25 protein-coding genes and 1 tRNA gene are annotated in these 23,071 nt (G+C 32.3%); 16 read left to right on the forward strand and 10 right to left on the reverse strand.

Annotated elements, in window-relative coordinates; translation table 11 throughout:
- Positions 1-332 precede the first annotated feature (332 nt).
- The 3 genes from murA to B0A57_RS06045 form a co-directional block, all read right to left on the reverse strand.
- Positions 333-1,640, reverse strand: coding sequence for a UDP-N-acetylglucosamine 1-carboxyvinyltransferase (gene murA, locus B0A57_RS06035; protein WP_011964114.1), 1,308 nt, complete (start codon positions 1,638-1,640; stop codon positions 333-335).
- Between the two features lie 79 nt (positions 1,641-1,719).
- Positions 1,720-2,436 (reverse strand): DUF4290 domain-containing protein, encoded by a 717-nt coding sequence (locus B0A57_RS06040; RefSeq protein WP_011964113.1) that lies wholly within the window; start codon positions 2,434-2,436, stop codon positions 1,720-1,722.
- Positions 2,437-2,438: 2 nt separating this feature from the next.
- Positions 2,439-2,723, reverse strand: coding sequence for a DUF493 family protein (locus tag B0A57_RS06045; protein WP_011964112.1), 285 nt, complete (start codon positions 2,721-2,723; stop codon positions 2,439-2,441).
- A gap of 446 nt (positions 2,724-3,169) precedes the next feature.
- Here B0A57_RS06045 and B0A57_RS06050 point away from each other — a divergent pair, with 446 nt between their 5' ends.
- From B0A57_RS06050 to B0A57_RS06070, 5 genes are all read left to right on the forward strand, one after another.
- On the forward strand, positions 3,170-3,703 hold the full coding sequence (locus B0A57_RS06050) for an AAA family ATPase (protein ID WP_011964111.1): 534 nt from the start codon (positions 3,170-3,172) through the stop codon (positions 3,701-3,703).
- Positions 3,704-3,747: 44 nt separating this feature from the next.
- A complete protein-coding gene (locus tag B0A57_RS06055) occupies positions 3,748-5,640 on the forward strand; it encodes a RecQ family ATP-dependent DNA helicase (RefSeq protein WP_034098789.1) in 1,893 nt (630 codons plus the stop codon).
- Positions 5,641-5,723: 83 nt separating this feature from the next.
- The gene (fmt, locus tag B0A57_RS06060) at positions 5,724-6,674 is read left to right on the forward strand and encodes a methionyl-tRNA formyltransferase (protein ID WP_038466723.1); all 951 of its coding nucleotides are present in this window, start codon (positions 5,724-5,726) and stop codon (positions 6,672-6,674) included.
- 167 nt (positions 6,675-6,841) lie between these two features.
- On the forward strand, positions 6,842-7,117 hold the full coding sequence (locus B0A57_RS06065; RefSeq protein WP_011964108.1) for an HU family DNA-binding protein: 276 nt from the start codon (positions 6,842-6,844) through the stop codon (positions 7,115-7,117).
- 116 nt (positions 7,118-7,233) lie between these two features.
- Positions 7,234-7,794: a YqgE/AlgH family protein gene (locus B0A57_RS06070; protein WP_011964107.1), complete on the forward strand. Its 561-nt coding sequence runs from the start codon at positions 7,234-7,236 to the stop codon at positions 7,792-7,794.
- Here the strand turns inward: B0A57_RS06070 and B0A57_RS06075 are convergent.
- Together B0A57_RS06075 and B0A57_RS06080 are read right to left on the reverse strand one after the other, a co-directional pair.
- Positions 7,791-8,585, reverse strand: coding sequence for an aminotransferase class IV (locus B0A57_RS06075; protein WP_011964106.1), 795 nt, complete (start codon positions 8,583-8,585; stop codon positions 7,791-7,793). The two genes, B0A57_RS06070 and B0A57_RS06075, sit on opposite strands and share 4 nt — an antisense overlap.
- A gap of 54 nt (positions 8,586-8,639) precedes the next feature.
- A complete protein-coding gene (locus tag B0A57_RS06080; protein ID WP_011964105.1) occupies positions 8,640-9,032 on the reverse strand; it encodes an START-like domain-containing protein in 393 nt (130 codons plus the stop codon).
- Between the two features lie 143 nt (positions 9,033-9,175).
- Between B0A57_RS06080 and B0A57_RS06085 the strand changes: the two genes are divergently transcribed.
- Positions 9,176-9,249 (forward strand) — tRNA-Met (locus B0A57_RS06085).
- Positions 9,250-9,555: 306 nt separating this feature from the next.
- Here the strand turns inward: B0A57_RS06085 and ribH are convergent.
- Both ribH and B0A57_RS06095 read right to left on the reverse strand, forming a co-directional pair.
- Positions 9,556-10,125 carry a 6,7-dimethyl-8-ribityllumazine synthase gene (gene ribH / locus B0A57_RS06090; protein ID WP_034098785.1) on the reverse strand — a complete coding sequence of 190 codons (570 nt, stop codon included), beginning with the start codon at positions 10,123-10,125 and terminating at the stop codon, positions 9,556-9,558.
- Positions 10,126-10,195: 70 nt separating this feature from the next.
- Positions 10,196-10,987 carry a tetratricopeptide repeat protein gene (locus tag B0A57_RS06095; protein ID WP_011964103.1) on the reverse strand — a complete coding sequence of 264 codons (792 nt, stop codon included), beginning with the start codon at positions 10,985-10,987 and terminating at the stop codon, positions 10,196-10,198.
- Positions 10,988-11,272: 285 nt separating this feature from the next.
- On the opposite strand from B0A57_RS06095, the gene recF reads away from it, so the two are divergent.
- From recF to B0A57_RS06130, 7 genes are all read left to right on the forward strand, one after another.
- Positions 11,273-12,352 carry a DNA replication/repair protein RecF gene (gene recF / locus B0A57_RS06100; RefSeq protein ID WP_034098784.1) on the forward strand — a complete coding sequence of 360 codons (1,080 nt, stop codon included), beginning with the start codon at positions 11,273-11,275 and terminating at the stop codon, positions 12,350-12,352.
- Between the two features lie 26 nt (positions 12,353-12,378).
- Positions 12,379-13,071 (forward strand): thioredoxin domain-containing protein, encoded by a 693-nt coding sequence (locus tag B0A57_RS06105; RefSeq protein ID WP_011964101.1) that lies wholly within the window; start codon positions 12,379-12,381, stop codon positions 13,069-13,071.
- Position 13,072: 1 nt separating this feature from the next.
- On the forward strand, positions 13,073-13,747 hold the full coding sequence (locus B0A57_RS06110; protein WP_011964100.1) for a DUF2461 domain-containing protein: 675 nt from the start codon (positions 13,073-13,075) through the stop codon (positions 13,745-13,747).
- A 9-nt stretch (positions 13,748-13,756) separates the two neighbouring features.
- Positions 13,757-14,818, forward strand: a complete 1,062-nt coding sequence (locus B0A57_RS06115; RefSeq protein ID WP_034098783.1) for a glycosyltransferase — start codon at positions 13,757-13,759, stop codon at positions 14,816-14,818.
- A 3-nt stretch (positions 14,819-14,821) separates the two neighbouring features.
- On the forward strand, positions 14,822-16,669 hold the full coding sequence (asnB, locus tag B0A57_RS06120; RefSeq protein WP_034098782.1) for an asparagine synthase (glutamine-hydrolyzing): 1,848 nt from the start codon (positions 14,822-14,824) through the stop codon (positions 16,667-16,669).
- Between the two features lie 186 nt (positions 16,670-16,855).
- A complete protein-coding gene (gene murB, locus B0A57_RS06125) occupies positions 16,856-17,869 on the forward strand; it encodes a UDP-N-acetylmuramate dehydrogenase (RefSeq protein ID WP_034098781.1) in 1,014 nt (337 codons plus the stop codon).
- 17 nt (positions 17,870-17,886) lie between these two features.
- Positions 17,887-18,669: an ABC transporter ATP-binding protein gene (locus B0A57_RS06130; protein ID WP_034098780.1), complete on the forward strand. Its 783-nt coding sequence runs from the start codon at positions 17,887-17,889 to the stop codon at positions 18,667-18,669.
- 19 nt (positions 18,670-18,688) lie between these two features.
- Here B0A57_RS06130 and B0A57_RS06135 read toward each other — a convergent pair whose 3' ends face one another.
- Positions 18,689-19,144 (reverse strand): tRNA (cytidine(34)-2'-O)-methyltransferase, encoded by a 456-nt coding sequence (locus B0A57_RS06135; protein WP_011964095.1) that lies wholly within the window; start codon positions 19,142-19,144, stop codon positions 18,689-18,691.
- 6 nt (positions 19,145-19,150) lie between these two features.
- On the reverse strand, positions 19,151-19,744 hold the full coding sequence (locus tag B0A57_RS06140; RefSeq protein WP_034098826.1) for a pseudouridine synthase: 594 nt from the start codon (positions 19,742-19,744) through the stop codon (positions 19,151-19,153).
- Positions 19,745-19,835: 91 nt separating this feature from the next.
- On the opposite strand from B0A57_RS06140, the gene rmuC reads away from it, so the two are divergent.
- The 3 genes from rmuC to B0A57_RS06155 are packed head-to-tail and all read left to right on the forward strand — an operon-like array spanning position 19,836 to position 22,104.
- The gene (gene rmuC / locus B0A57_RS06145; RefSeq protein WP_034098779.1) at positions 19,836-21,182 is read left to right on the forward strand and encodes a DNA recombination protein RmuC; all 1,347 of its coding nucleotides are present in this window, start codon (positions 19,836-19,838) and stop codon (positions 21,180-21,182) included.
- Positions 21,183-21,189: 7 nt separating this feature from the next.
- Complete coding sequence (locus B0A57_RS06150) at positions 21,190-21,558, forward strand: 6-phosphogluconate dehydrogenase (RefSeq protein WP_011964092.1); 369 nt, start codon at positions 21,190-21,192, stop codon at positions 21,556-21,558.
- Complete coding sequence (locus tag B0A57_RS06155; RefSeq protein ID WP_011964091.1) at positions 21,559-22,104, forward strand: acyl-CoA thioesterase; 546 nt, start codon at positions 21,559-21,561, stop codon at positions 22,102-22,104.
- A 10-nt stretch (positions 22,105-22,114) separates the two neighbouring features.
- Here the strand turns inward: B0A57_RS06155 and B0A57_RS06160 are convergent, their stop codons facing one another.
- Positions 22,115-23,071, reverse strand: a complete 957-nt coding sequence (locus B0A57_RS06160) for an ion channel (RefSeq protein WP_011964090.1) — start codon at positions 23,069-23,071, stop codon at positions 22,115-22,117.

The following is a 23,071-nucleotide window of genomic DNA, read 5'->3' on the forward strand; positions in this document are numbered from 1 at the left end:
CTTATACTTGGGCGTTTTGCGAAAACTGCTATACTTTTTTAGGTCACATAAATAAACACCTCGAATAAATTTTATTAGCTGTAAAGTTTCATATAATTATAAAATAGTCTAAAAAAACAGACCTAAATATTATACCAATTTAGCTTTAAAAATACTGGAATATTTATTGAGGATGTTGTCATTCCGAGGAACGAGGAATCTCATAATTTGAATAACTTGATGAGATTCCTCGTTCCTCGGAATGACAAACTGTATGTTTTTTTATCCCAGTAAATTTAAACTTTAAATGGTATTAGGTTGATGTCTAAATCTTTCAATCGGTTTAAATTTATTTATTCTCTTACAATATTTGCGCCTATGGCTCTTAAGCGTTCATCTATACGCTCGTAACCACGATCTATTTGTTCGATGTTTTGTATAATACTGGTTCCTTTTGCAGTAAGTGCAGCGATTAGCAACGAAATTCCGGCTCTAATATCTGGCGATGACATTGTGGTTGCTTTGAGTTGCGATTCGAAATCATGTCCCATAATAACAGCTCTGTGCGGGTCGCAAAGCATAATTTTTGCGCCCATATCTATTAGTTTATCTACGAAGAACAAACGACTTTCGAACATTTTTTGGTGTATCAAAACATCCCCTTTTGCTTGTGTTGCCACTACAAGAATAATACTTAATAAATCTGGTGTTAATCCTGGCCAAGGCGCATCGGCAATAGTCAAAATCGAACCATCAATATCGGTTTTTATTTCATAGTTCTCATGTGTAGGAATGTAAATATCATCGCCTCTTTTTTCTAAAGTAATTCCTAATTTTCTAAAAGTATTTGGAATAATACCTAAATTGTCCCATGATACATTTTTGATGGTAATTTCGCTTCTTGTCATAGCCGCAAGACCAATCCAAGAGCCTATTTCGATCATGTCTGGTAAGATTCTATGCTCACAACCACCAAGAGAATCTACTCCTTCTATAGTTAATAAGTTAGATCCTACGCCAGTTATTTTTGCCCCCATCGAGTTTAGCATCTTACATAATTGTTGTAAGTAAGGTTCGCAAGCGGCATTGTATATGGTTGTAATTCCTTGGGCAAGAACAGCTGCCATTACAATATTTGCGGTTCCAGTTACCGATGCTTCGTCGAGTAGCATATAAGCACCTTTTAGTTTGCCATCAACTTCTACACCATAAAAATGGTCTTCTCTTTCGTATCTAAACTTAGCTCCAAGATTTATAAATCCTTCAAAGTGTGTGTCTAAACGTCTTCTCCCTATTTTATCTCCACCTGGTTTAGGAATATAGCCGCAACCAAATCTTGCTAATAAAGGCCCAACGATCATGATCGAACCACGAAGCGAACCGCCTTCTTTTTTAAAAGCTTCGGTTTTTAGATAATCTATATTTACTTCATCAGCCTGAAAAGTATAATCTCCAGGGCCATTTTTTTGAATTTTTACACCTAAATTTCCAAGTAAAACAATTAGTTTATTTACATCAATAATGTCTGGAATATTAGTTATCCTAACTTTTTCCGAAGTTAGTAATGCTGGACATAAAACCTGCAACGCTTCGTTTTTTGCTCCTTGTGGTGTGATTTCTCCTTTTAGTCGGATACCGCCTTCTATTTTGAATGTGCCCATCTTTAAATTTTAGATTTCAGATTTTAGATTTCAGATTTCAGACCGTTATCTGCTATTTGAAACTTACCCTCTGTAATTTTTATATTGGTTTTCTGTTATTATTTTTATTCATCATTGGTTTACCATTTTTTACAATTTTTGGTTTACCATTATTATTGTTTGTCTGAATTTTGTTAGACATGCGTTTGTTAGTCCGCATCAAATCATTAGAGTTTAATAACTCTTCTGTGCTTTGTGTCAAGTTTATTTTTCCGTCAGACAATTCTAATAAATGCTCAAAAATAACTTCATCAGTCACTGTATCTTTGTTCCAGCTCAAATAAGATTTTTTCATGTGCGTAGCAATAACTTTGCACAAAGCGTTTTTTAGTTCGCCTTCTTCCCATTTGTTTGCCACATCAATCATATACTTAATATTGTTTCCGTAAAAACGATATTTAGGAAAATTTTGAGGGTATTTTAAAGGGTCAGGGCGCATTTTTAAAACCTCACGCGAGGGGATAGGATACGGAGAATCTACCTCTAATTTAAAATCAGACATGATAAATATCTGATCCCATAACTTATGCTGAAAATCTATCACATCACGCAAATGTGGGTTCAAATTCCCCATCACCGATATAATGTATTTTGCCGCTTTATTGCGCTCATCTCTATCCTCGATAGCCGTAGCTTGATCTACTAAAACATGCAAATACCTCCCGTATTCAGGAATAATAAGAGGCTTTCTTTCAGAATTATATTCTAAATTTTGCACCACATCGCCAGCAATTTCTTTTGTATATTTTATATTCATATTTACAGGGAAACGATACCTTTTATAGTACCTACTTCTTGGTATTTAGCAATTATTTCATCGGCATTTTTCATAGTAACATCTACAGAAACACTGGTAAATTTGCCCGTTTTAGATTTGGTTGTTTTTATTACTGCCCCCATACAATCAAAAGCATTTTCAACACGCATTACATTGTCATCTACCGTAGGCACGATAAATTTAAACAAATATTCCGCAGGCCAATTATTACTATTATCTAATTCTACTTTCAATCGTTCGTAGAACTCTTCAATTTTCTTATCCATTATTCAACTTAAAAGAAAAGCAAATATACAATTTTAGCATTATAAATTAGGATTTTTTGAAGCGAATTACTCGGGTATTTTTGCAATCGCAATTCCTGCTGCTGGAAGTCGCTTTCGCAAGAAAAATGCGAAGAGCTCCAACAATTCCAGCGTCAGGGCTAGTTAGGATTTTGTATTACCCCCTTGGCTAGTTTTAGCACCAAGAAGATCTTTCTAATTTCAGGATAGTCACTATTATTTTAGGACTGTACGTTACTAATACGGCGCAAAAAAGCAACACAGATTTCTTCAATAGCATCTATAAAATTTGTGTTAACCTGCAAAAGTAATGCCAAAAAAAGACAGGTACACATTAAAGGTAGCCATACTATTATTTTAATACCTTACCGGTTGGCTTTGCTCGGGTCGTAATTTTTAATTATCTTTGCGCCTTATTTTTTAAAAAAGTGCAAAAAGAAATTGTTGTTATCATAGGAGGACCAGGAACAGGCAAAACCACAATCATAGATGGCCTACTGTCTAAAGGTTATTGCTGTTATCCAGAAATTTCTCGAGAAGTTATTCTCGAGGCCAAAAAAGAAGGAATAGAACAATTGTTTCTAGAAAAACCATTGCTTTTTAGCGAATTATTACTAGAAGGAAGAAAAAAACAGTTCGAAAACGCACTAGCAGAAACTCATGACATTGTTTTTCTTGACCGAGGAATACCAGACATTCTAGCCTATATGCACTACATAGGCGATAGTTATCCCTCTTTTTTTGATGCTGCTTGTCGTAGCAATACTTATACTAAAATATTTATTTTACCACCATGGGAAGATATATATGTTTCTGATAATGAGCGATATGAAAGCTACGAACAAGCAAAACTTATTTACAATCACCTTGTAGAAACTTACCAAAAATACGGTTACAATCTTATCGAAGTCCCAAAAGATAGTGTAGATAATAGAATTCTTTTTATCTTAGAGCAAATTTAGATTTTAATAAATCTAAAGTCTAAACTCTAAAATCTAAATTTTAAATGCAAAGAGCATTACAAATTCTTCAAAAACATTGGCATTACGATTCTTTTAGACCCGTTCAGGACACTATAATACAATCTGTTCTCGAAGGAAATGACACTTTCGGACTCATGCCCACTGGTGGCGGAAAATCATTATGTTTCCAAGTTCCAGCTATGGTTAATGATGGTTTGTGCCTAGTAATTTCGCCTTTGGTTGCCTTAATGAAAGACCAAGTAAATCAGTTGCAAGCCCGTAATATAAAAGCCATCGCACTAACAGGCGCTATAAAGGCTAATGAGTTAATAAATTTACTAGACAATTGTCAATTTGGCAACTACAAATTCCTCTATTTATCGCCCGAAAGATTAGAACAAGACTGGGTTCTAGAGCGAATAAAAGCCTTACCCATTTCGCTTATAGCTATCGATGAAGCACACTGTGTATCGCAATGGGGACACGATTTTAGACCTTCTTATTTAAAAATTAAAAACTTAAAATCTCATTTCAATAAAACTCCATTTGTAGCACTCACCGCATCGGCAACGCCACAAGTAAAAGATGATATTATTACATTATTAGGATTAGAAAACCCAAAGGTTTTTCAGCAATCCTTTGCCCGAGATAATTTAGGGTATTTTATTATTCCTGCCGAAGACAAAATTTATAAACTACATCAGATTTTACAAAAAAATCCAGAATCGGCTATTATATATGTACGAAACAGGAAAAATTGTCACGAATATGCTTCACATTTATCAGTTTTAGGGCATAAAACTACTTTTTATCATGCAGGTCTATCAGTAAAAGAAAAAGAGGCCAATATGAATTCTTGGATGCGGGACGAAAAAAACGTTATGATAGCCACTAGTGCTTTCGGAATGGGGATTGATAAGCCCAATGTAAAAACAGTTATACATATTAACTTACCCGAAAATTTAGAAAGTTACTACCAAGAAGCAGGACGAGCAGGACGAAACGGAGAAAAAGCTTTTGCTGTTTTAATAAGTTCGCCCTCGGATATTATTATGGCCGAAAGCCAGTTTATAGCTGTTTTGCCAGATACTGTTTTCTTGAAAAATGTTTTTGTAAAACTTTGTAATTATCTCAGAATCGCTTATGGGGAAGGAATTAATGAAGAGTTTTCTTTTAATTTGAATCAATTTTGTAGTTATTATAAATTACCAACATTAAAAACCTACAATGCACTTCAGTTTCTAGATCGGCAAAGTATCATTTCTCTTTCGCAAGAATTTTCGGAGAAAGCACAAGTTCAATTTTTAATAGAATCTAAAGAAGTTATTAGATATATTAGTTTAAATCGTGATGACGAGCCAATTGTTTCAATAATTTTAAGAACTTATCCAGGTATTTTCGATTTGCAAACCAATATTAATACCGATTTTATTGCAAAAAAATCAAATACAACCGAAGCTAAAGTATTAAATTTGTTAGAAAAATTGCAAAAAATGGAAATAGTTGCTTATTTTTCACAAAAAAACGAATCTAAAATAACATTTCTAGAAGTTCGTGAAGACGACAGAACCATCAATCGAGTTTCGAGACATTTAGAAAAGCAAAATTTAGTCAAAAAACAACAATTACAATCAGTTGTAAACTACGTTTCTAATAAAGATACTTGTAAAAGCAAATTACTTTTACAATATTTTGGAGAAACAGCGACTAAGGATTGTGGCGTTTGTTCTTATTGTAGCAATAAAAAAAAGGCAACACATAATAGGGAAGAAATTAGAGCTAAAATGATTAGGATATTGACCAAAAACCCAATGAATTCTAGAGCATTAACCGCAATGTTATCTGTCGAAGAATCTGAAATATTAAAAATATTGCAGCAATTGTTAGAACATAACATCATTAGCATCAATACAAAAAATGAATATATAATAAGATAAAATGCCACAATAATTAGTATTAAACTAACAAGGATATGGTAGGCATTTCAGCTTCCAATAAAAAATAAATAGAATAAATACAGATGAAAGCATTACGAATCGTTTTTATGGGAACCCCAGAATTTGCAGTAGGAATTCTAGATGCCATTGCAAAACAAAACAAGCACGAAATAGTAGGTGTAATTACCGCAGCCGATAAACCTGCGGGAAGAGGTCAGAAAATAAAATATTCGGCAGTAAAGGAATATGCTTTACAAAAGGAACTCACTTTATTACAACCAACAAATTTGAAAGACGAATCTTTTTTGTTAGCCTTAAAATCGTTAAACGCAAATCTTCACATTGTAGTTGCTTTTAGAATGTTGCCTAAAGTTGTTTGGGCTATGCCAGAACTAGGAACGTTTAATTTGCACGCATCACTTTTGCCAAACTATCGTGGTGCAGCACCTATAAATTGGGCCATTATAAATGGCGAAACAAAAACAGGGGTTACTACTTTTTTTATTGATGACAAAATAGATACTGGTGCCATGATTTTAAGTAAAGAATTAGAAATTTCCGAATCTGAAAACGTAGGCGACCTTCATGATAAATTGATGGTTTTAGGCTGCGATGCAGTTTTAGAAACTTTAGATAAAATTGCCCATGGTAATGTGGTCACCACAATTCAGGAAGATACGTCAGATATAAAAACTGCATACAAACTAGATCGAGACAATTGCAAAATAGATTTTACAAAAAATATAACCGAAGTGTATAATCTAATACGAGGCTTAAGCCCTTATCCTTCGGCTTGGTGTAACTTTCGAGATGCAGATCAAGAATTTAGTATTAAAATATATGATACAAAACAAGAAGTGTTATTGCATGATTACACAATAGGAAGCGTAATTACGACCAAGAAAGAAATAAAAATTGCAGTTCTTGGCGGTTTTATTCAGGTATTGTCTTTACAATTTCCAGGAAAAAAGAAAATGATGGCTCACGAATTACTAAATGGGCTCACTTTTTCTGAGTTTGCTATGGTATTTTAAAGGCGTAAGTTGTTTTTTTTTAAATTAAAAAAGCCTATTTATCAACAAAAAAACAAAGTTATCAACAAAACAAGTAAAAAATTTGCTTAACTGTTGTGAGAATAGGAAATCCTATTAAATTTGTATGTATAAGTATAAATTATTAACCAATCATTAATATAATTATTATGAACAAATCAGATTTAATCGATGCAATGTCAGCTTCAGCTGGAATTACAAAAGCTGCTGCCAAATTAGCCTTAGAATCATTTTTAGGCAATATTGAAGAAACTTTGCAAAAAGGTGGAAGAGTTTCTCTAGTTGGATTTGGATCTTGGTCTGTATCTAACAGAGCTGCAAGAGACGGAAGAAACCCACAAACAGGAGCAACAATTAAAATTGCTGCTAAAAACGTAGTGAAATTTAAAGCAGGTGCTGAATTAGAAATAGCAGTAAATAAATAATATTTTATTATAGAATACAGAAGCTACGCATTGCGTGGCTTTTTTTTTATTTTTTTAACGATTATATTTGGTTTATACGTGTATTATTTGTTAAATTTAGATAAAAATAGAATATTATGATAGCTGTAAAACCAAAAAAAGGACATTTGCTAGTAGCAGAACCTTCTATAACAGGGGATTTATCTTTCAATAGATCGGTAGTTTTGCTAGCAGATCATAACTGTGAGGGGTCTGTTGGGTTTATCTTAAACAAACCTTTGGGTTATACCATTAACGATTTAATTCCTGAAATATCGGCAAGATTTAAGGTGTATAATGGAGGACCTATCGAGCAAGATAATCTATATTTTATACACAATATCCCGCAGCTAATTCCCAATAGTATCGAAATTGCTGAAGGTATTTATTGGGGAGGGTGTTTCGATTCTACTCGCGATTTAATTAATCAGGGAAAGATAACTCAAAATAATATTCGCTTTTTCCTAGGATATTCGGGCTGGGATGCAGCCCAATTGCAAGAGGAGTTAGAGTCTAATTCTTGGATTATTTCTGAAAATAATCTTCACAATAAAATTATAGGGAAATCATCAACAGATTTGTGGCGTGAAAAAATAAAGGAACAAGGGGGGGATTATTTAATATGGTCTAATGCGCCCGAAAATCCCATTTTAAACTAGCCTAATCTAATTTTTGCATTTAACTTTGTAATTAGTTGAGCTGCAATACTAGACTGAAACTCTTTTTTTCGGTATTTTGTTATGGGCTGAATACCAGTAATTACATTTGTAATAAACAATTCGTCTGCTTTTTGCAAATCGAAAGGGGAAATTACCGCTTCAGTAATTTCAATATTTTCAATCGTTTTTGCTAAAGATAAAATTTGCTTTCGCATGATACCATTTAAGCAACCTTCAGAAATTGGAGGGGTATATAAAACCCCTTCTTTTAGCATAAAAATATTCCCGTTTAAAGCTTCGATTACATTCTTATCTTCATTAATTAGAATGCAATTATCTAAGCCATTTTCGTTTGCGTAAATACTTCCTGTAATATTGATTAGTTTGTTTGTTGTTTTCAGTGTAGAAAATAGCTGTTTCGAGATATAAAAATCTTTATATAAATCGACTTCATAATTTGCTTTTTGAATTGCGTAAAGCGGTTTTTCAATTTTAGAAACTGAAATATCATAAGCTACATTGTTGTTTTCGGGTAAGTAATAACCGCCATCTTTTCTAAAAACAGTAATTCTAGCTCTACCCGATGCTTGAACGTTCTCTTCTTTTGCTTTAGATAACAGTTCGCCTTCAAAGAATTCCATGGTGAAATTCATAGGGATTTCCATTCTTAAAATTCGCATAGAAGACATTAATCGAAAATAATGATCTTCTAAAAATAGAATTTTATTGTCTAAAATCTTGACAGTTTCAAAAACTGCATCACCATATAAAAACGCACGATTATTTTGCATATAAAAAAGATCTGAAAAATTCAGTGCAAATATAAGTTTAATATCTTTTAGAAACTACACAGATCCTATAACATGTTTTAAATCTGAAATTTGATTTTCCCACAACAATTTCGATTCTTGTATGTCATTTGGCTCAGCATAATCTACAATCATAAGAGAAACATCTTTCGTAATTTCGTCAACAAGGATTTTTAGCTCAAAATAATATTCTGTATCTTTATTATCGTTGTCCATCCATTTGAACTTAATTTTTTCTCCAGTTTTTTTAGAATATAATCTTGCTTTTTCTTCGGAGTCATTCCAAATAAAGGTGTAAAATTCGCCACGTGAGTTTACATTATCTGCAAACCATTCTTGTAGTCCAGAAGGAGTTGATATGTATTGGTATAACAACTGCGGAGACGAGTTTATAGGGAATTCTAATTCGTAGCGTATTTTATTTTGCATAGTTTATAATTTGGGTCTAATGTATATAATTATGGTTTGATAAAAAAATCTTTTTTAATAAAAATTTTTATCAAAAATGTTTGTGGTTTTTAAATATAGTGTTATATTTGCACCCGCATTGAGATATGTAAAACTAAATAAATGGCGAGATAGCTCAGTCGGTTAGAGCGCAGGATTCATAACCCTGAGGTCACGGGTTCAACTCCCGTTTTCGCTACAAAAAAAAGTCCAAAACTTAGTTTTGGACTTTTTTTATATTATGTTTTCTGTGTTTTTTATCCTCGAGCCGTTTTGTTTGATTGTTAGAGGGTTTGTAATAATATTGGCTGTAATTTAATTTGTTTTAATGGCATAGTATAATCATATATTTGTATTAGGTTTTGTTTTACTTTAGTTCTAGTAAAGCATAGCCTTGTGAGCAAAGTATAGGTTTGTGTAGCTCTTTTTTATGTTCCTATGTGTTTGTGTTTTAAAATAGTGAGTAAAAAACTCACTATTTTAAAACCCGTCAATAATAAAGGATTTACTCTTGAATTTTTAAAGGTAAGCCTTCTATTTGCAACTGATTTGTCTTTAGTAATTTATCACTTTGGTGAAAACCCAAATTAGCCTGTTCTCTTAAATAGGCCATTTTTATAGCGGCAATCGCAGCTTCTGTGCCTTTGTTTCCGTGTATTCCTCCGCTTCTGTCTATAGATTGTTGTTCGGTATTATCTGTTAATAAACAGAAAATAGTAGGTATGTCAGATAAAACATTTAAATCTTTTATGCCTTGTGTTACGCCTTCGCAGACAAACTCGAAGTGCATAGTTTCTCCTTTTATTACGCAACCTATTGTAATTACTACATCAGGTTTTTGGGTTTCAATCATTTTTTTTGCTCCGTAAATGAGCTCGAAACTTCCTGGAACATTCCAGCGGATAATGTTTTTGTGTAGTGCACCACAATCTGTTAGTGCTTCAATTACACCTGAATATAATCCTTCGGTAATGTGATCGTTCCATTCTGAAATAACAATCCCAAACCGAAAATTTTTCGCGTTTGGGATTGTGTTTTTATCATAATTAGATAAGTTTTTATTTGCTGTAGCCATCTTTGTCAGTTAAAAATTAAAAAGTTACGAATTAAAAATTAATATAAATACTTTTAATTTTTAATTGAATTTATTGTGTCATTCCTATTAACGCATCTATATTTTGTGCTTCTGGTGTTGCTTCAAAATTATCTTTAATATCTGTAAAATATTTTAAGGCATCTGCTTTTTTGCCCAAAGACATGGCTGTTTGTCCTGCTTTTAGTAAAAAACGTGGTGTTGTAACATCATTTTTATTACTTTCTGCTGCTTTTATATAAAACTCTAAAGCTTGTTCTGGCTTTTTTAATTCTGAATACGCATCTCCTGTTGCTCCAATTGCTATGGCGTTTGTAAAAGCATCATCAGATTTAAAATTTGCTAAATGATCTATTGCAGCTTGAAATTTCTTTGTGTTTAGTAAAGCCATTCCGGCATAATATTCTGCTAAGTTTCCTGCATCAGTACCTGAGTGTGATTTGATGATGTCTAGAAAACCTTGTTTTCCATCGCCTCCGTTTAGCGCTAAATTATATAATGAATCGCTTGCAGTTCCTTCTACGGCTTTCTTAAAGTATTGTTGCGCTTGGAACATATCACTTGCTGCTTCGCTTTCTTTTGGCCCAGAAACAAATTTATTGTATAATAAATATCCGGCTGTTAGTAAGGCAATGCCGCCTACAATAGATAAAATGATATTCTGATTTTTTGCCACAAATTCTTCTGTTCTTGAAGCAGTTTCGTCTAATGTATTAAAAACGCCAGCAGTTGCGCTGTCTTTTTCATCAATATTAATTTCGTTTTCAATATCATTTACGTCAGTTTCTACTTTTTCTTCTTCAGGTTTTGGAGCTTTATATCCTCTTTTATTGTAAGTTGCCATTTATAATTTAATTTAATGAGTTGCAAAAATAAAATTTTTATTCATAAATAAAAGCTGTTTGACTGTTATTTTTAATAATTTACAATCCTAATTGAAATGCACCAAAATATATTGCCCAAAAGTCGAAATTTGCAATGTCATAATATGAAAGTCTTGTGCGAAACTATTTTTGTTTATTTTTGATATTTCATTGGTGTAAAAAATAAAAAAATAAGCGTTTTAGAGTTTAAAACTCATAACTTGCAATCGTGTCTAACTTTATTAAAAAGGCATTCCTATTATTATATGTATCTAAAAAAAATCTCATTATTTAATTTTAAAAATTTTAGCGACACTAGTTTCAATTTCGAGCATAAAATAAATTGTTTCGTGGGTAAAAATGGTGTTGGAAAAACAAACGTACTCGATGCAATTTATCATTTGTCTTTCGGGAAAAGCTATTTTAATACGTTGGCCGTTCAAAATATAAAACACGATGAAGATTTTTTTGTGATTGATGGCGAATTCGACAAACAAGAAAGATCAGAAAATATTCTTTGCAGTTTAAAAAAAGGACAAAAAAAAATATTGAAGCGCAACGGAAAAATATACGAAAAGTTTTCTGATCATTTAGGATTTATACCATTAGTAATTATTTCTCCAACCGATGCCGATCTTATTCGAGAAGGAAGCGAAACTAGACGAAAATTCATAGATAGTGTAATTTCTCAATTAGATAATCAATATTTACAGGGGTTAATTTTGTACCAAAAAGTATTAAGTCAGCGCAATGCATTGCTTAAATATTTTGCGGTAAACCGTGTTTTTGAAACAGGAACTTTAGATATTTATAACGAACAATTAAATGATTTGGGGCAAAGTATTTTCGAAAAAAGAAAACAATTTTTAAACGATTTTATTCCCATTTTTAATTCATTTTATCAAAACATTTCTAATTCGGCCGAAACCGTGCAATTAGAATACGAAAGTCAGTTAGAAAAACAAGATTTATTATCGCTTTTGCAAGAAAATATTAATAAAGACAGGTCCTTACAATATACAAGTGTTGGGGTGCATAAAGACGATTTGTCTTTTAATATAGCACATTACCCTATTAAAAAATTTGGTTCTCAGGGACAACAGAAATCTTTTCTGATTGCTTTAAAATTAGCTCAATTTGAATTTGTAAAAAAACAAAGTGGGGAAAAACCTATTTTACTTTTCGACGATATTTTTGATAAACTAGACGAAACTCGTGTCGAAAAAATTGTAGCAATGGTAAATAATGATGATTTTGGACAGTTGTTTATTTCCGATACACATTCCCAGCGAACAGAAAATATTGTAAAAATGACCCACCAAAGTTATAAGATATTTAATCTTTAATTGTTATATTAGCTAAAAAAATAAAAATGAAAAAAATAATTTCTATTCTATTTATAAGTTTACTATTTATAAGTTGTAAAGGACAAACAGAAAAAGCCATACAAACAATCGATGTAAAGGCTTTTGCTCAAAAATTGCAAACCACAAAAAACCCTCAATTACTAGATGTTCGAACGCCACAAGAATATGCTGTCGAGCATATTGGAGACGCTACAAACGTAAACTGGAACGCCACAAGCTTTGTTTTGGAAGTAGAAAAATACGACAAAACAAAACCCGTTTTTGTATATTGCAAAGTAGGAGGAAGAAGTGCACAGGCGGCAGATAAACTTGCACAATTGGGTTTTACAACCATATACAACCTAGACGGTGGTATGATGAAATGGAACGCTAGCGGAATGGCACAACCAAATAATAAAATTATAGGAATGTGCAATCAAGAATTTAATGAGTTATTAAAATCGAACAAAAAAGTAATGGTTAATTTTTATGCAGAATGGTGCGCACCTTGCAAAAAAATGAGTCCATATATCATCAAGATGCAAGATGAAATGAAAGACAAAGTAAATATTGTAAGGCTAGATGCCGATAAAAATAAAACCCTTGTAGAGGCTTTAAAACTTGATGGTTTACCAGTAATTATACTTTATGAGAATGGGAAAGAAATATGGCGAAACATAGGTTATATTACAGAAGAAGACTTAAAAAAACATTTGTAAAATGATTACCAAAGAAGCCATTCAGTTTATTGACGATTTAAAAGCCAATAACAACACAGAATGGATGCATGCCAACAAAAAACGATACGAAAGTTACAAAAAAGATTATCATCAGTTTATTGCATCTGTTTTACAAGAAATGAAACCTTTAGACAAATCGTTAGATTTATTAGAAATTAAGAATTGCACTTTTCGCATCAATCGTGATATTCGATTTTCTAAAGACAAGCAACCCTACAAAACCAATATTGCACTTTGGCTAAGTACTAATAGAAACCGAAAAAACAGTCCTGGTTATTATATTCATTTCGAAAAAGGAAGTTCCTTTATTGCCGGTGGTGTTTGGTGTCCCGAAGCCAATGAACTAAAAAGTATTAGGAAAGAAATTGCTTTTTTTTATGATGATTTAGAAGCCATTGTAAACAATTCGATTTTCAAAAAACAATTCGTAGCCATTACTCGAGAAGATAGTAATTTGTTAAAAAAAGCACCAAAAGGGTATGAACCCAATCATCCTGCTATCGAATTTTTAAAGCTAAAAAGCTATACTTGTTCTCAAAAAATTGATGATAAGTTCTTTTTAGACAAAGATTTTTCTAAAAAAATAGCTCAAAAACTAATTGCGCTAAAACCGTTAAATGAGTTTTTAAACAGGGCTCTAGAAACCGAAGAATAAAATAGTACAATGCAAAAAAAACGAATTCTTTTTCTTGGAGAAACCTATAGAGCCGACGCCATAACTTGGATGAATGGCTTGAAGGAATTTGGTGATTTCGAAATTGTAACCTGGGAGTTAAAAACACGAAGTTCTGGTATCTCTAGGCTAAAAAGATTAATAGAATTAGCTAGAACATTTGTAACCATAAAAAGTATTGCTCGAAAATTTAATGCCAATATGGTTATTGCCGAAAGGACCACTAGTTACGGATTTCTTGCTGCGCTTTCAGGAATAGAACCAGTAGTTATTGCACAACAAGGAATAACAGACTTATGGCCTCTAAATTCACCATTGTATCCGTTTAAAAAAATAATTCAGGACTATGCGTTTAAAAAAGCTGATTTGATACATGCTTGGGGCGGTGTTATGGTAGCAAATATGCAAAAATGCCATGTAGATAGGGCTAGAATTTTGGTTTTACCAAAAGGAATAAATTTAACTCGTTTCCAATACCAAGAAAATTGCAACAAACCATATATTAAAGCAATTGTAACACGATCGTTACTAGCAGAATATAAGCATGACTTAATTTTGAAAGCTTTTGCAATACTAAAAAAACAACACATTCCATTCGAATTAACCATTGTTGGCGATGGGATTTTATTAAAAAGCTTAAAACTACGGGCTAAAGAATTAAAAATTGAAGAACACGTAACATTTACGGGACTAATTAGCAACAACGACTTGCCACAATTATTGCAAAACGCCAATATTTATATCAGTATGCCAACAACCGAAGGCGTTTCGGCATCATTATTCGAAGCTATGGCTTGTGGCTGTTTTCCAATTGTGACTGATTTACCTGGAAACAGAAGCTGGATTACACAAAAAGAAAACGGAATTTTAGTAGCCTCTGAAAACACTAAGCAGTTAGCTGAAGAAATTATTTGGGCTTTTAAAAATACCGAAATCAGACAAAAAGCCGTTTTAGAAAACAGAAAATTTGTAGAAAAAAACGCAAATTATGCTGTTAATATGAAAATAATAGCAGACAAATACCATCAATTAATAAACCAAAAATCTATTTAATTTATGTGTGGTATAAACGGAATATTGCATCTTAGTAGCAAATTGGTCGATAAAAATCAACTGGTAAAAATGCGTGATGTTCTAGCACATCGCGGCCCGGACGATGCTGGTATTTTTATCGAAAAAAATATAGGGTTGGGGCACAGACGATTGGCTATTATCGATACTTCATCGGCAGGGCATCAGCCTTTTTATTCTGAAAACGGACGATATGTTATTGTGTTTAATGGAGAAATATACAATTACAAAGACTTTTATGCTGAATTAAAAGATAAAGGAGTTGCACTAAAATCCGATTCGGATACCGAAGTTTTACTCAAACTATACGAATTGTATGGTCTAGAAATATTACCTAGACTAAACGGAATGTTTGCCTTTGCTATTTGGGACAAAGAACAAAAAAAACTAGTTTTGGCTAGAGACAGAATGGGGGTGAAGCCTTTATATTATTCGTTATACCAAAGCACTTTGTATTTTGCTTCAGAGCAGAAAGCACTTTTTGCAGCAGGAATTCCTATACAAATATCAGAAAGCGGTTTAGAAGAGTATTTCTTCAACAGATTTGTAGCAGGCGAAAATACCTTATACAATCATGTAAACAAGATTTTGCCAGGACACTACATGACTATTTACGAAAACGGAAACTCTAAAACTACAAAATGGTGGAATCTGAAAGAAGAAATACAAAACCACGAAACAATTGCAAATCCAAAAAAATGGTTCGAAGAAACTTTTTTCGAATCTGTAAGACTCCGTATGGTTAGCGATGTTCCTGTTGGGGTTTTGCTAAGTGGCGGCTTAGATTCTGGTTCTATATTATCATCGTTATACCATCAGGATTACAAAAATATTCAAACCTTCAATATTGGTTTTTCTGAAGAAAAGCACAACGAGTCTTATTTAGCAAAAAATATTACAGAAGAATATAATTATGAATATAATTCTATGAAGGTTGAAGGAGATTTGCTTTACGATAGTTTGTTAGAATCTTCCTATTTTCAAGACGAGCCTCTCATGCACCTTAACGAGCCACATTTGCTTGCTGTATCTAAATTAGCCAACGCTAAAGTAAAAGTATTACTCTCTGGCGAAGGAGCAGACGAACTTATGGGGGGCTATGTTCGCTATAAAGCCTTAAGGCGGCCAACCCTGCTAAAAGCAATTTCTTACTTAAGTAATTTCAATTTCTTAAATAACAATCCAAGATTTAATAAGCTATTGCGATATTCAAAAATAACAAATAATTCAGATTTAGTACTCTTTAATAGTACCAGTGTTTATCCAAATGATATTCACGAATTTTATGGAGAAAAGAAAGAACCAATAAACGAATACCGTTATCAGCTCCTAAACGAAGCGAAAGAATTGTATCCTAATAGCCTGCAAAGGCAAGCGTTATATTTTGACCAGCATACCTATATGTGTTCGCTTTTAGACAGAAATGATCGCTGTACAATGGGTGCATCTATCGAATGTCGTGAGCCATTTTTAGACCAACGACTTGTTGCTGGTTTAGGAACCTTAGATGACAACTGGTTGTTTTCTGGAAAAAAAGGAAAATACATCTTAAAAAATACCATGCAAGACAAACTCCCCCAAGATATTCTTAATTTCAGGAAAATTGGGCTTAGCGTACCTTGGGAGAACCAATTATTATCTAATGATAAGTTTAAGGAAGAATTGCGAAATTTTGCAAAAAGTGAAATTTTTAGCATGCCTTTTTTAGAAAATTTAAACGGAAAAAAAATTGTCGAACAAATTGAAAAAGGGGACAAAAAAATAATCCCTTACATTATGCCTTTGTTTATGTTGCATATTTGGCAAAAAAAATATTTTCAGAAATTTATATAAACTCAAAAGTTTAAAAGGCGAAAAGTCATAATGTCCGCATATCGAAAAACAGCACCAATTTAGTAAGGTTTTATAATTTTAGCCCTTATCAGTTATATTTTTCAATTCTTTAAACTATTTTTGTTTTTAATAAAAGTACAATCTTATACTTTATGGCTTTTCGACTTTTAAACTTTTGACTTATTTATGACTATAATTTCTAATTTTTCTCTAAAAAAGCACAACACTTTTGGTATCGATGCCAAAGCTAAACAATTTGTAGCAGTACATTCTGTTGATGATTTACAAATAATTTTAAAAGAAAATCAAACAGAAAAAAAATTTATTTTAGGCGGCGGAAGCAATATGTTGCTCACAAAAGATATAGATGCGTTGGTTATTCACATCGATTTAAAAGGCAAAAAAATCATACAAGAAGATGATAATTTTGTTTGGTTAGAAAGCCAAGCTGGCGAGAATTGGCACGAATTTGTACTCTGGACCATCAATCAAAATTTTGGCGGATTAGAAAATATGTCACTTATTCCGGGCAATGTAGGTACAACACCTGTACAAAACATAGGCGCTTACGGAGCCGAAATAAAGGACACTTTTGTTTCCTGCAAAGCAATGAATATTGCCACTCAAGAAATGAAAATTTTTACAAATACCGAATGTCATTTTGGTTATAGGGAAAGTGTTTTTAAACACGAAGCAAAAGACCAATATATAATTACGTCGGTAATTTATAAATTAACAAAAAAAGAACACAAAATAAACATTTCCTATGGCGATATCAAATTAGAATTAGCCAATAAAAATATCGAAACGCCAAGTTTAATAGATGTTTCAAACGCTATAATTACCATTCGTCAGAGCAAATTGCCTGATCCGAAAGTATTAGGAAATAGCGGAAGTTTTTTTAAAAATCCAATCGTATTAAAATCTGAATTTGAGCCTATTCATAAAAAATTTCCAGAAATGAAATTTTACGAAATTTCCGATACCCAAGTAAAAGTTCCAGCAGGTTGGCTAATAGAGCAAGCAGGTTTCAAAGGAAAACGTTTTGGTGATGCAGGAATACACAAAAACCAAGCCTTAGTTTTAGTTAATTATGGCAATGCAACTGGACAAGAAATCCTAAATGTATCTGAAGATATACAAAAAACAGTTTTTGAAATGTTTGGTATTAGTATTGAAGCCGAAGTAAATGTGATTTAAGAAAAATAAAACACATTATGAATAAGAAAAACATCCTGTCTACTTCAAATTTAAGTATTGGTTACAAAGCAAAAAACACAACAATTGTAATTGCTAAAAACCTTAATTTAAATTTTCAGGAAGGCAAACTCATTACATTAATTGGAGCAAACGGGATAGGAAAATCTACATTATTACGAACATTAACAGGAATTCAGAAACCTATTTCTGGAAATGTTTTTTTAAATAACAAGTTGATCGAAAGTTATGACAACCACACATTGGCTCAAAACTTAAGTCTAGTTCTCACCGAAAAATTACCGCCAAGTAATTTGACTGTTTACGAATTAGTAGCACTAGGAAGACAGCCATATACAAATTGGATTGGAAAACTCTCTACCACAGATATTCAGAAAATAAACGAAGCCATACAACTCACAAATATTGCCCATTTATCAGACAAAAAACATTTCGAAATTAGCGATGGGCAATTGCAAAAAGTATTAGTGGCAAGAGCTTTGGCACAAGATACGCCACTTATTATTCTAGACGAACCCACCACACATTTAGATTTATTGCATAAAGTATCACTTTTTAAATTACTAAAAAAACTCACAAAAGAAACAGGTAAATGTATCCTATTTTCGACTCACGATATCGATTTAGCCATTCAGTTAAGTGATGAAATGGTAGTAATGACTTCAGAGAAAATATTTCAAAACCAACCTTGCAATTTGATTTCTGATGGAACTTTTAATACTTTATTTAAAGACGAAAACATTATTTTTGATAATGAAAAAGGAAAATTTGTGGTAACTTAATTCCGTTAAATATAAAAAATTAAATTTTTAATGCAATCTGCCTTCTCGCTTCGCCTACCACAAAGGCTACAGAATTAGCAATATTATAACTTCTAATCTTATCAGACATAGGAATTGTTAAATGATTTTCGAATAAATTTAAAATCTCTTTGCTTAATCCTACACTTTCTTTACCAAAAACCAACCAATCTCCTTCCTGAAAATTTGCTTCATAATATGATGTTTGAGCATGAGAAGACATCATAAAAACTCTCGATTTATCTGGAATTTGGTCTATCCATTCTTGCGTATTTTTATATTGAAACCAATCGAGATGTACCCAATAATCTAATCCAGAACGTTTCAAATTTTTGTCATTAATTTCAAACCCAAACGGATGAATTAAGTGCAAACGATTTCCTGTTCCTACACACAAACGACCAATATTTCCTGTATTGTTAGGAATTTCTGGTTCTACCAAGACTATGTTTAGCATTTTTTATTAATTTTTGACATTGATATTCTCATTTATTTTCGAAAAATCGCTCGTTTCTAAAACTTCTCTCGCCTGCAAATTGCCTAGATGTATGTTTCCTACACGAACTCTTACCAGTCGTAAAGTTGGAAAACCAACAGCTGCAGTCATTTTTCTTACTTGACGAAATTTTCCTTCGGTTACCACGATAGAAGCCCATGAAGTTGGTCCGTGACGTTCGTCTCTAATTTTCTTGCCACGCTCGCCAAAGTTAGGAATTTCATTTACAATAAAAGCTTTACAAGGTTTGGTCATGTATTTTGTACCCTCGAAACCTATTTCTACTCCATTTTTCATTTTTTCGATAGCTTCTTGGGTTATAAGCCCATCAACTTGAACATAATACTCTTTTTCAACCTTCTTGCTACGAACTATTTCGCTCATTTTGCCATCGGTTGTTAGTAGTAATAAGCCTTCCGAATCTTCGTCTAACCGACCAATTGCCATGATTCCTTCAGGAAAATCGTATAATTCTCCTAAAAGTTTTTTCTTGCGTTTTAATTCGTATTTAAACTGAGATAAATATCCGTAAGGTTTATGAATGATAAAATGTTGGTGAATTGTCATTTTGCAAAAATACATTTTCATTTTATCATTTTTGAAAATAATAAATTGATTTTATTCCCTATTTTTACATCTTAAAATGTAATCAATGTCAGAAGTTTTAGTTTTAGCATCATTTATAATTGCCCTTTTTATTGGGGTTTTTATTGGAAAAATTATTTTTACGGCAAAATTTCAATCCGAAAAAAATGTTTTTGAAGAAAAATTAAACGCATTAAAAGAACAATCTCAAATCGAGAAAAGCTCTTTTGATAAAGTTTTACTTCAATTAAATACCGAAAAAGAACAAATTCGTACCGAAAAAGAAGTTGCAAATATTCAACTCGCAAAAAAAGAAGCCGATTTCGATTCTCTTTTAGAAAAAAATAAAGACCAGAAACAAGAAGTCGAGCAATTGCAAGAAAAATTTACCAAAGAATTTGAAAATTTAGCCAATAAAATTTTAGAAGAAAAAACCAATAAATTTACGGAACAAAATAAAGAGAATATGAAAAATATTCTTACTCCTTTGCAAGACAAAATTCTTCATTTTGAAAAAAAAGTCGAAGATACACACAAAGAAAGTATCGACTACCATGCAGCATTGCGTCAGCAAATACTGGGATTAAGCGAAATGAATGCGCAAATGAGTAAAGAAACATTAAACCTTACTAAGGCATTAAAAGGAGATAGCAAAATGCAAGGTAATTGGGGCGAATTAGTGTTAGAACGGGTGTTAGAAAAATCAGGATTAGAGAAAGGTCGAGAATATATAGTACAGCAAAGTTTTACAACCGCCGAAGGCAATCGTGTTTTTCCAGATGTTGTGATTAATTTACCTGATGGCAAGAAAATGATTGTCGATTCTAAAGTATCTCTAACTGCTTACGAGAAATACATTAATGAGGAAGATGATATTTTAAAATCTGGATACCTCAAAGAACACATCAATTCAATCAAACGACACGTAGAACAATTAGGCGATAAAAATTACCATGATTTATACCAAATGGAAAGTCCTGATTTTGTGCTTTTATTTATCCCAATAGAACCCGCTTTTGCATTGGCACTAAACGAAGATACTACCTTGTATAATAAGGCTTTCGAGAAAAACATTGTAATTGTTACGCCATCAACATTATTAGCTACATTGCGTACTATTGATAGTATGTGGGCAAACCAAAAACAACAAGAAAATGCCTTAGAAATAGCACGTCAAGCAGGTGCTTTATATGATAAATTTGAAGGTTTTGTTGCTGATTTGATAAAAATTGGAAAGAAAATTGACGAAAGTAAAATAGAGTATTCAGGTGCTATGAACAAGCTTATAGAAGGTAAAGGGAACCTAGTTACCAGTGTTGAGAAGTTAAAAAAAATGGGTGCAAAAGCAAAAAAATCTTTGCCCGAGAGTATTATAAATAGGGCTGAAGCCAATGAAAACAATCTTTTAAACTAAAAATATTATGTTACGAAAAAGCCTTTTTATCATAATTACAACCCTTGTTTTAGTCATTATGGGGTATTTTACTTTTTTATACTATGCGACTTATAGCGAAGGGGTTCGTTCTGGCGAATTAATAAAATTTAGTCACAAAGGAATGATTTTTAAAACGTGGGAAGGAGAAATTAGCCAAGGAATTTCTGGCGCTCAAATTTTTTCTTTTTCGATAATGGACAGCGAAAAAAAAGTGATTTCAGATTTTAAAGAGATGGAAGGGCAATATGTAAAAATTACTTATATAGAACGTTACAAAACTTTTCCTTGGTGGGGCGATTCTAAATATTTTATTACTGCTGTAAAAAAAGATGTTTCTCCATTTAAATTAAAATAAATGAATAGCATTTTTAAAACCGTAAAAGCATCTAAAGTTACTATTTCTGAATTAATGTTGCCTTCGCATACTAATTTTTCAGGAAAAATACATGGTGGTTATATTTTGTCCTTATTAGATCAAATTGCATTTGCTTGCGCTTCAAAATTCTCAGGTAATTATTGCGTGACTGCTTCTGTAGATACTGTCGATTTTTTAAATCCTATAGAAGTTGGCGAGCTAGTAACAATGAAAGCTAGTGTTAATTATGTAGGAAAAAGTTCTATGATTATTGGTATTCGTGTAGAAGCAGAAAATATTAGAACAGGGGTAGCCAAACATTGTAATTCTAGTTATTTTACGATGGTTTCTAAAGAGACTGATGGGAAAAACGCATTGGTTCCAGGGCTTATTTTGTCGAATCATGACGAAATTAGACGTTTCTATAATTGCTTAAAAATGATTGCCGTTAGAAAAGAGAAGCAAGAACATGAAGATGTTTTCGATTTCAAATCTGATGCTGCGATATTAAATTTAAAAAATTATAATGTTCAGTTAGAGTTATAAAATTTGAATTCTAAAAATTTATTTCTTCAAATAAATTAAGTTTATCTATATGAATGATGGTTTTTGTATTGTCATTGCTATGTTTAAACATTTGTAAAAACTTGGCTCCGTACACAATTTCTTTAAAAATATAGGAAGTTCTAATAGCTACTGTATTGCTAAACATTTCGTCGAAAGCTTTCAGAAACACTAAAACTTCTCCTTTTTCGTTAGCAAAATCATCTTTAGTAAATTCGAACAAAGGGCTTTCTTCTGTAATATGATGTACTAAGGTCCAGCTTAACGTTAAAGCATTTATGGTGCTATATTCTAAATCTAACGGAAAAAACCTATTTACATATACCCCGTTTTCTTCAACTGTCATGGCTAGTGTTAGTTTCGCTTCGGCATCAGTCAAATTTGTATTTTTATAAGAAGCGACACGAATCATTAATGACTTTCCACCTTGAAAAGGAGCGATTATAGCATTTTCAGAAAATTTTAAATGTGCTTTTGGCCTACTAAACCTTCCGTAGAATAAACCTGTGGCAATGGCAAATCCTAAAAGTCCTATTAGTGCTTCGCCAGAAGCAACTGCGCTTGTTAAAAATCCTTCGGGACTTATATGCCCATATCCTACTGTTGTAAATGTTTGTGCACTAAAAAAATAAATTTGACCAAACTTTTCTATTTCAGAACTGGCAATAATACCGTTTAAATGTTCGATGCCAATAAAATAATAGATGGTGGCAAAAATAAAATTAACGAAAATAAAAACCAAAAAGATCATTAATTGAAATTTCCACGCAGGCAAGCGCAAAAGTGTGTGAAACCAACTAATCTGATCAAAAAAAGGCAAACCTCTTTTTTCAATATTAGCTGAGCCGTCTTTTGCTAAAAATCGTCCACCATAATTAGAAGCATTAGTTCCAAAACCAGTTTGGTTGTCTGTTTTAAGGTTTTTTCTTGTTTTTTTAAATACTTTCAT

It is taken from the genome of Flavobacterium psychrophilum DSM 3660 = ATCC 49418 (assembly GCF_002217405.1).
Classification (GTDB): Bacteria; Bacteroidota; Bacteroidia; order Flavobacteriales; family Flavobacteriaceae; genus Flavobacterium; species Flavobacterium psychrophilum.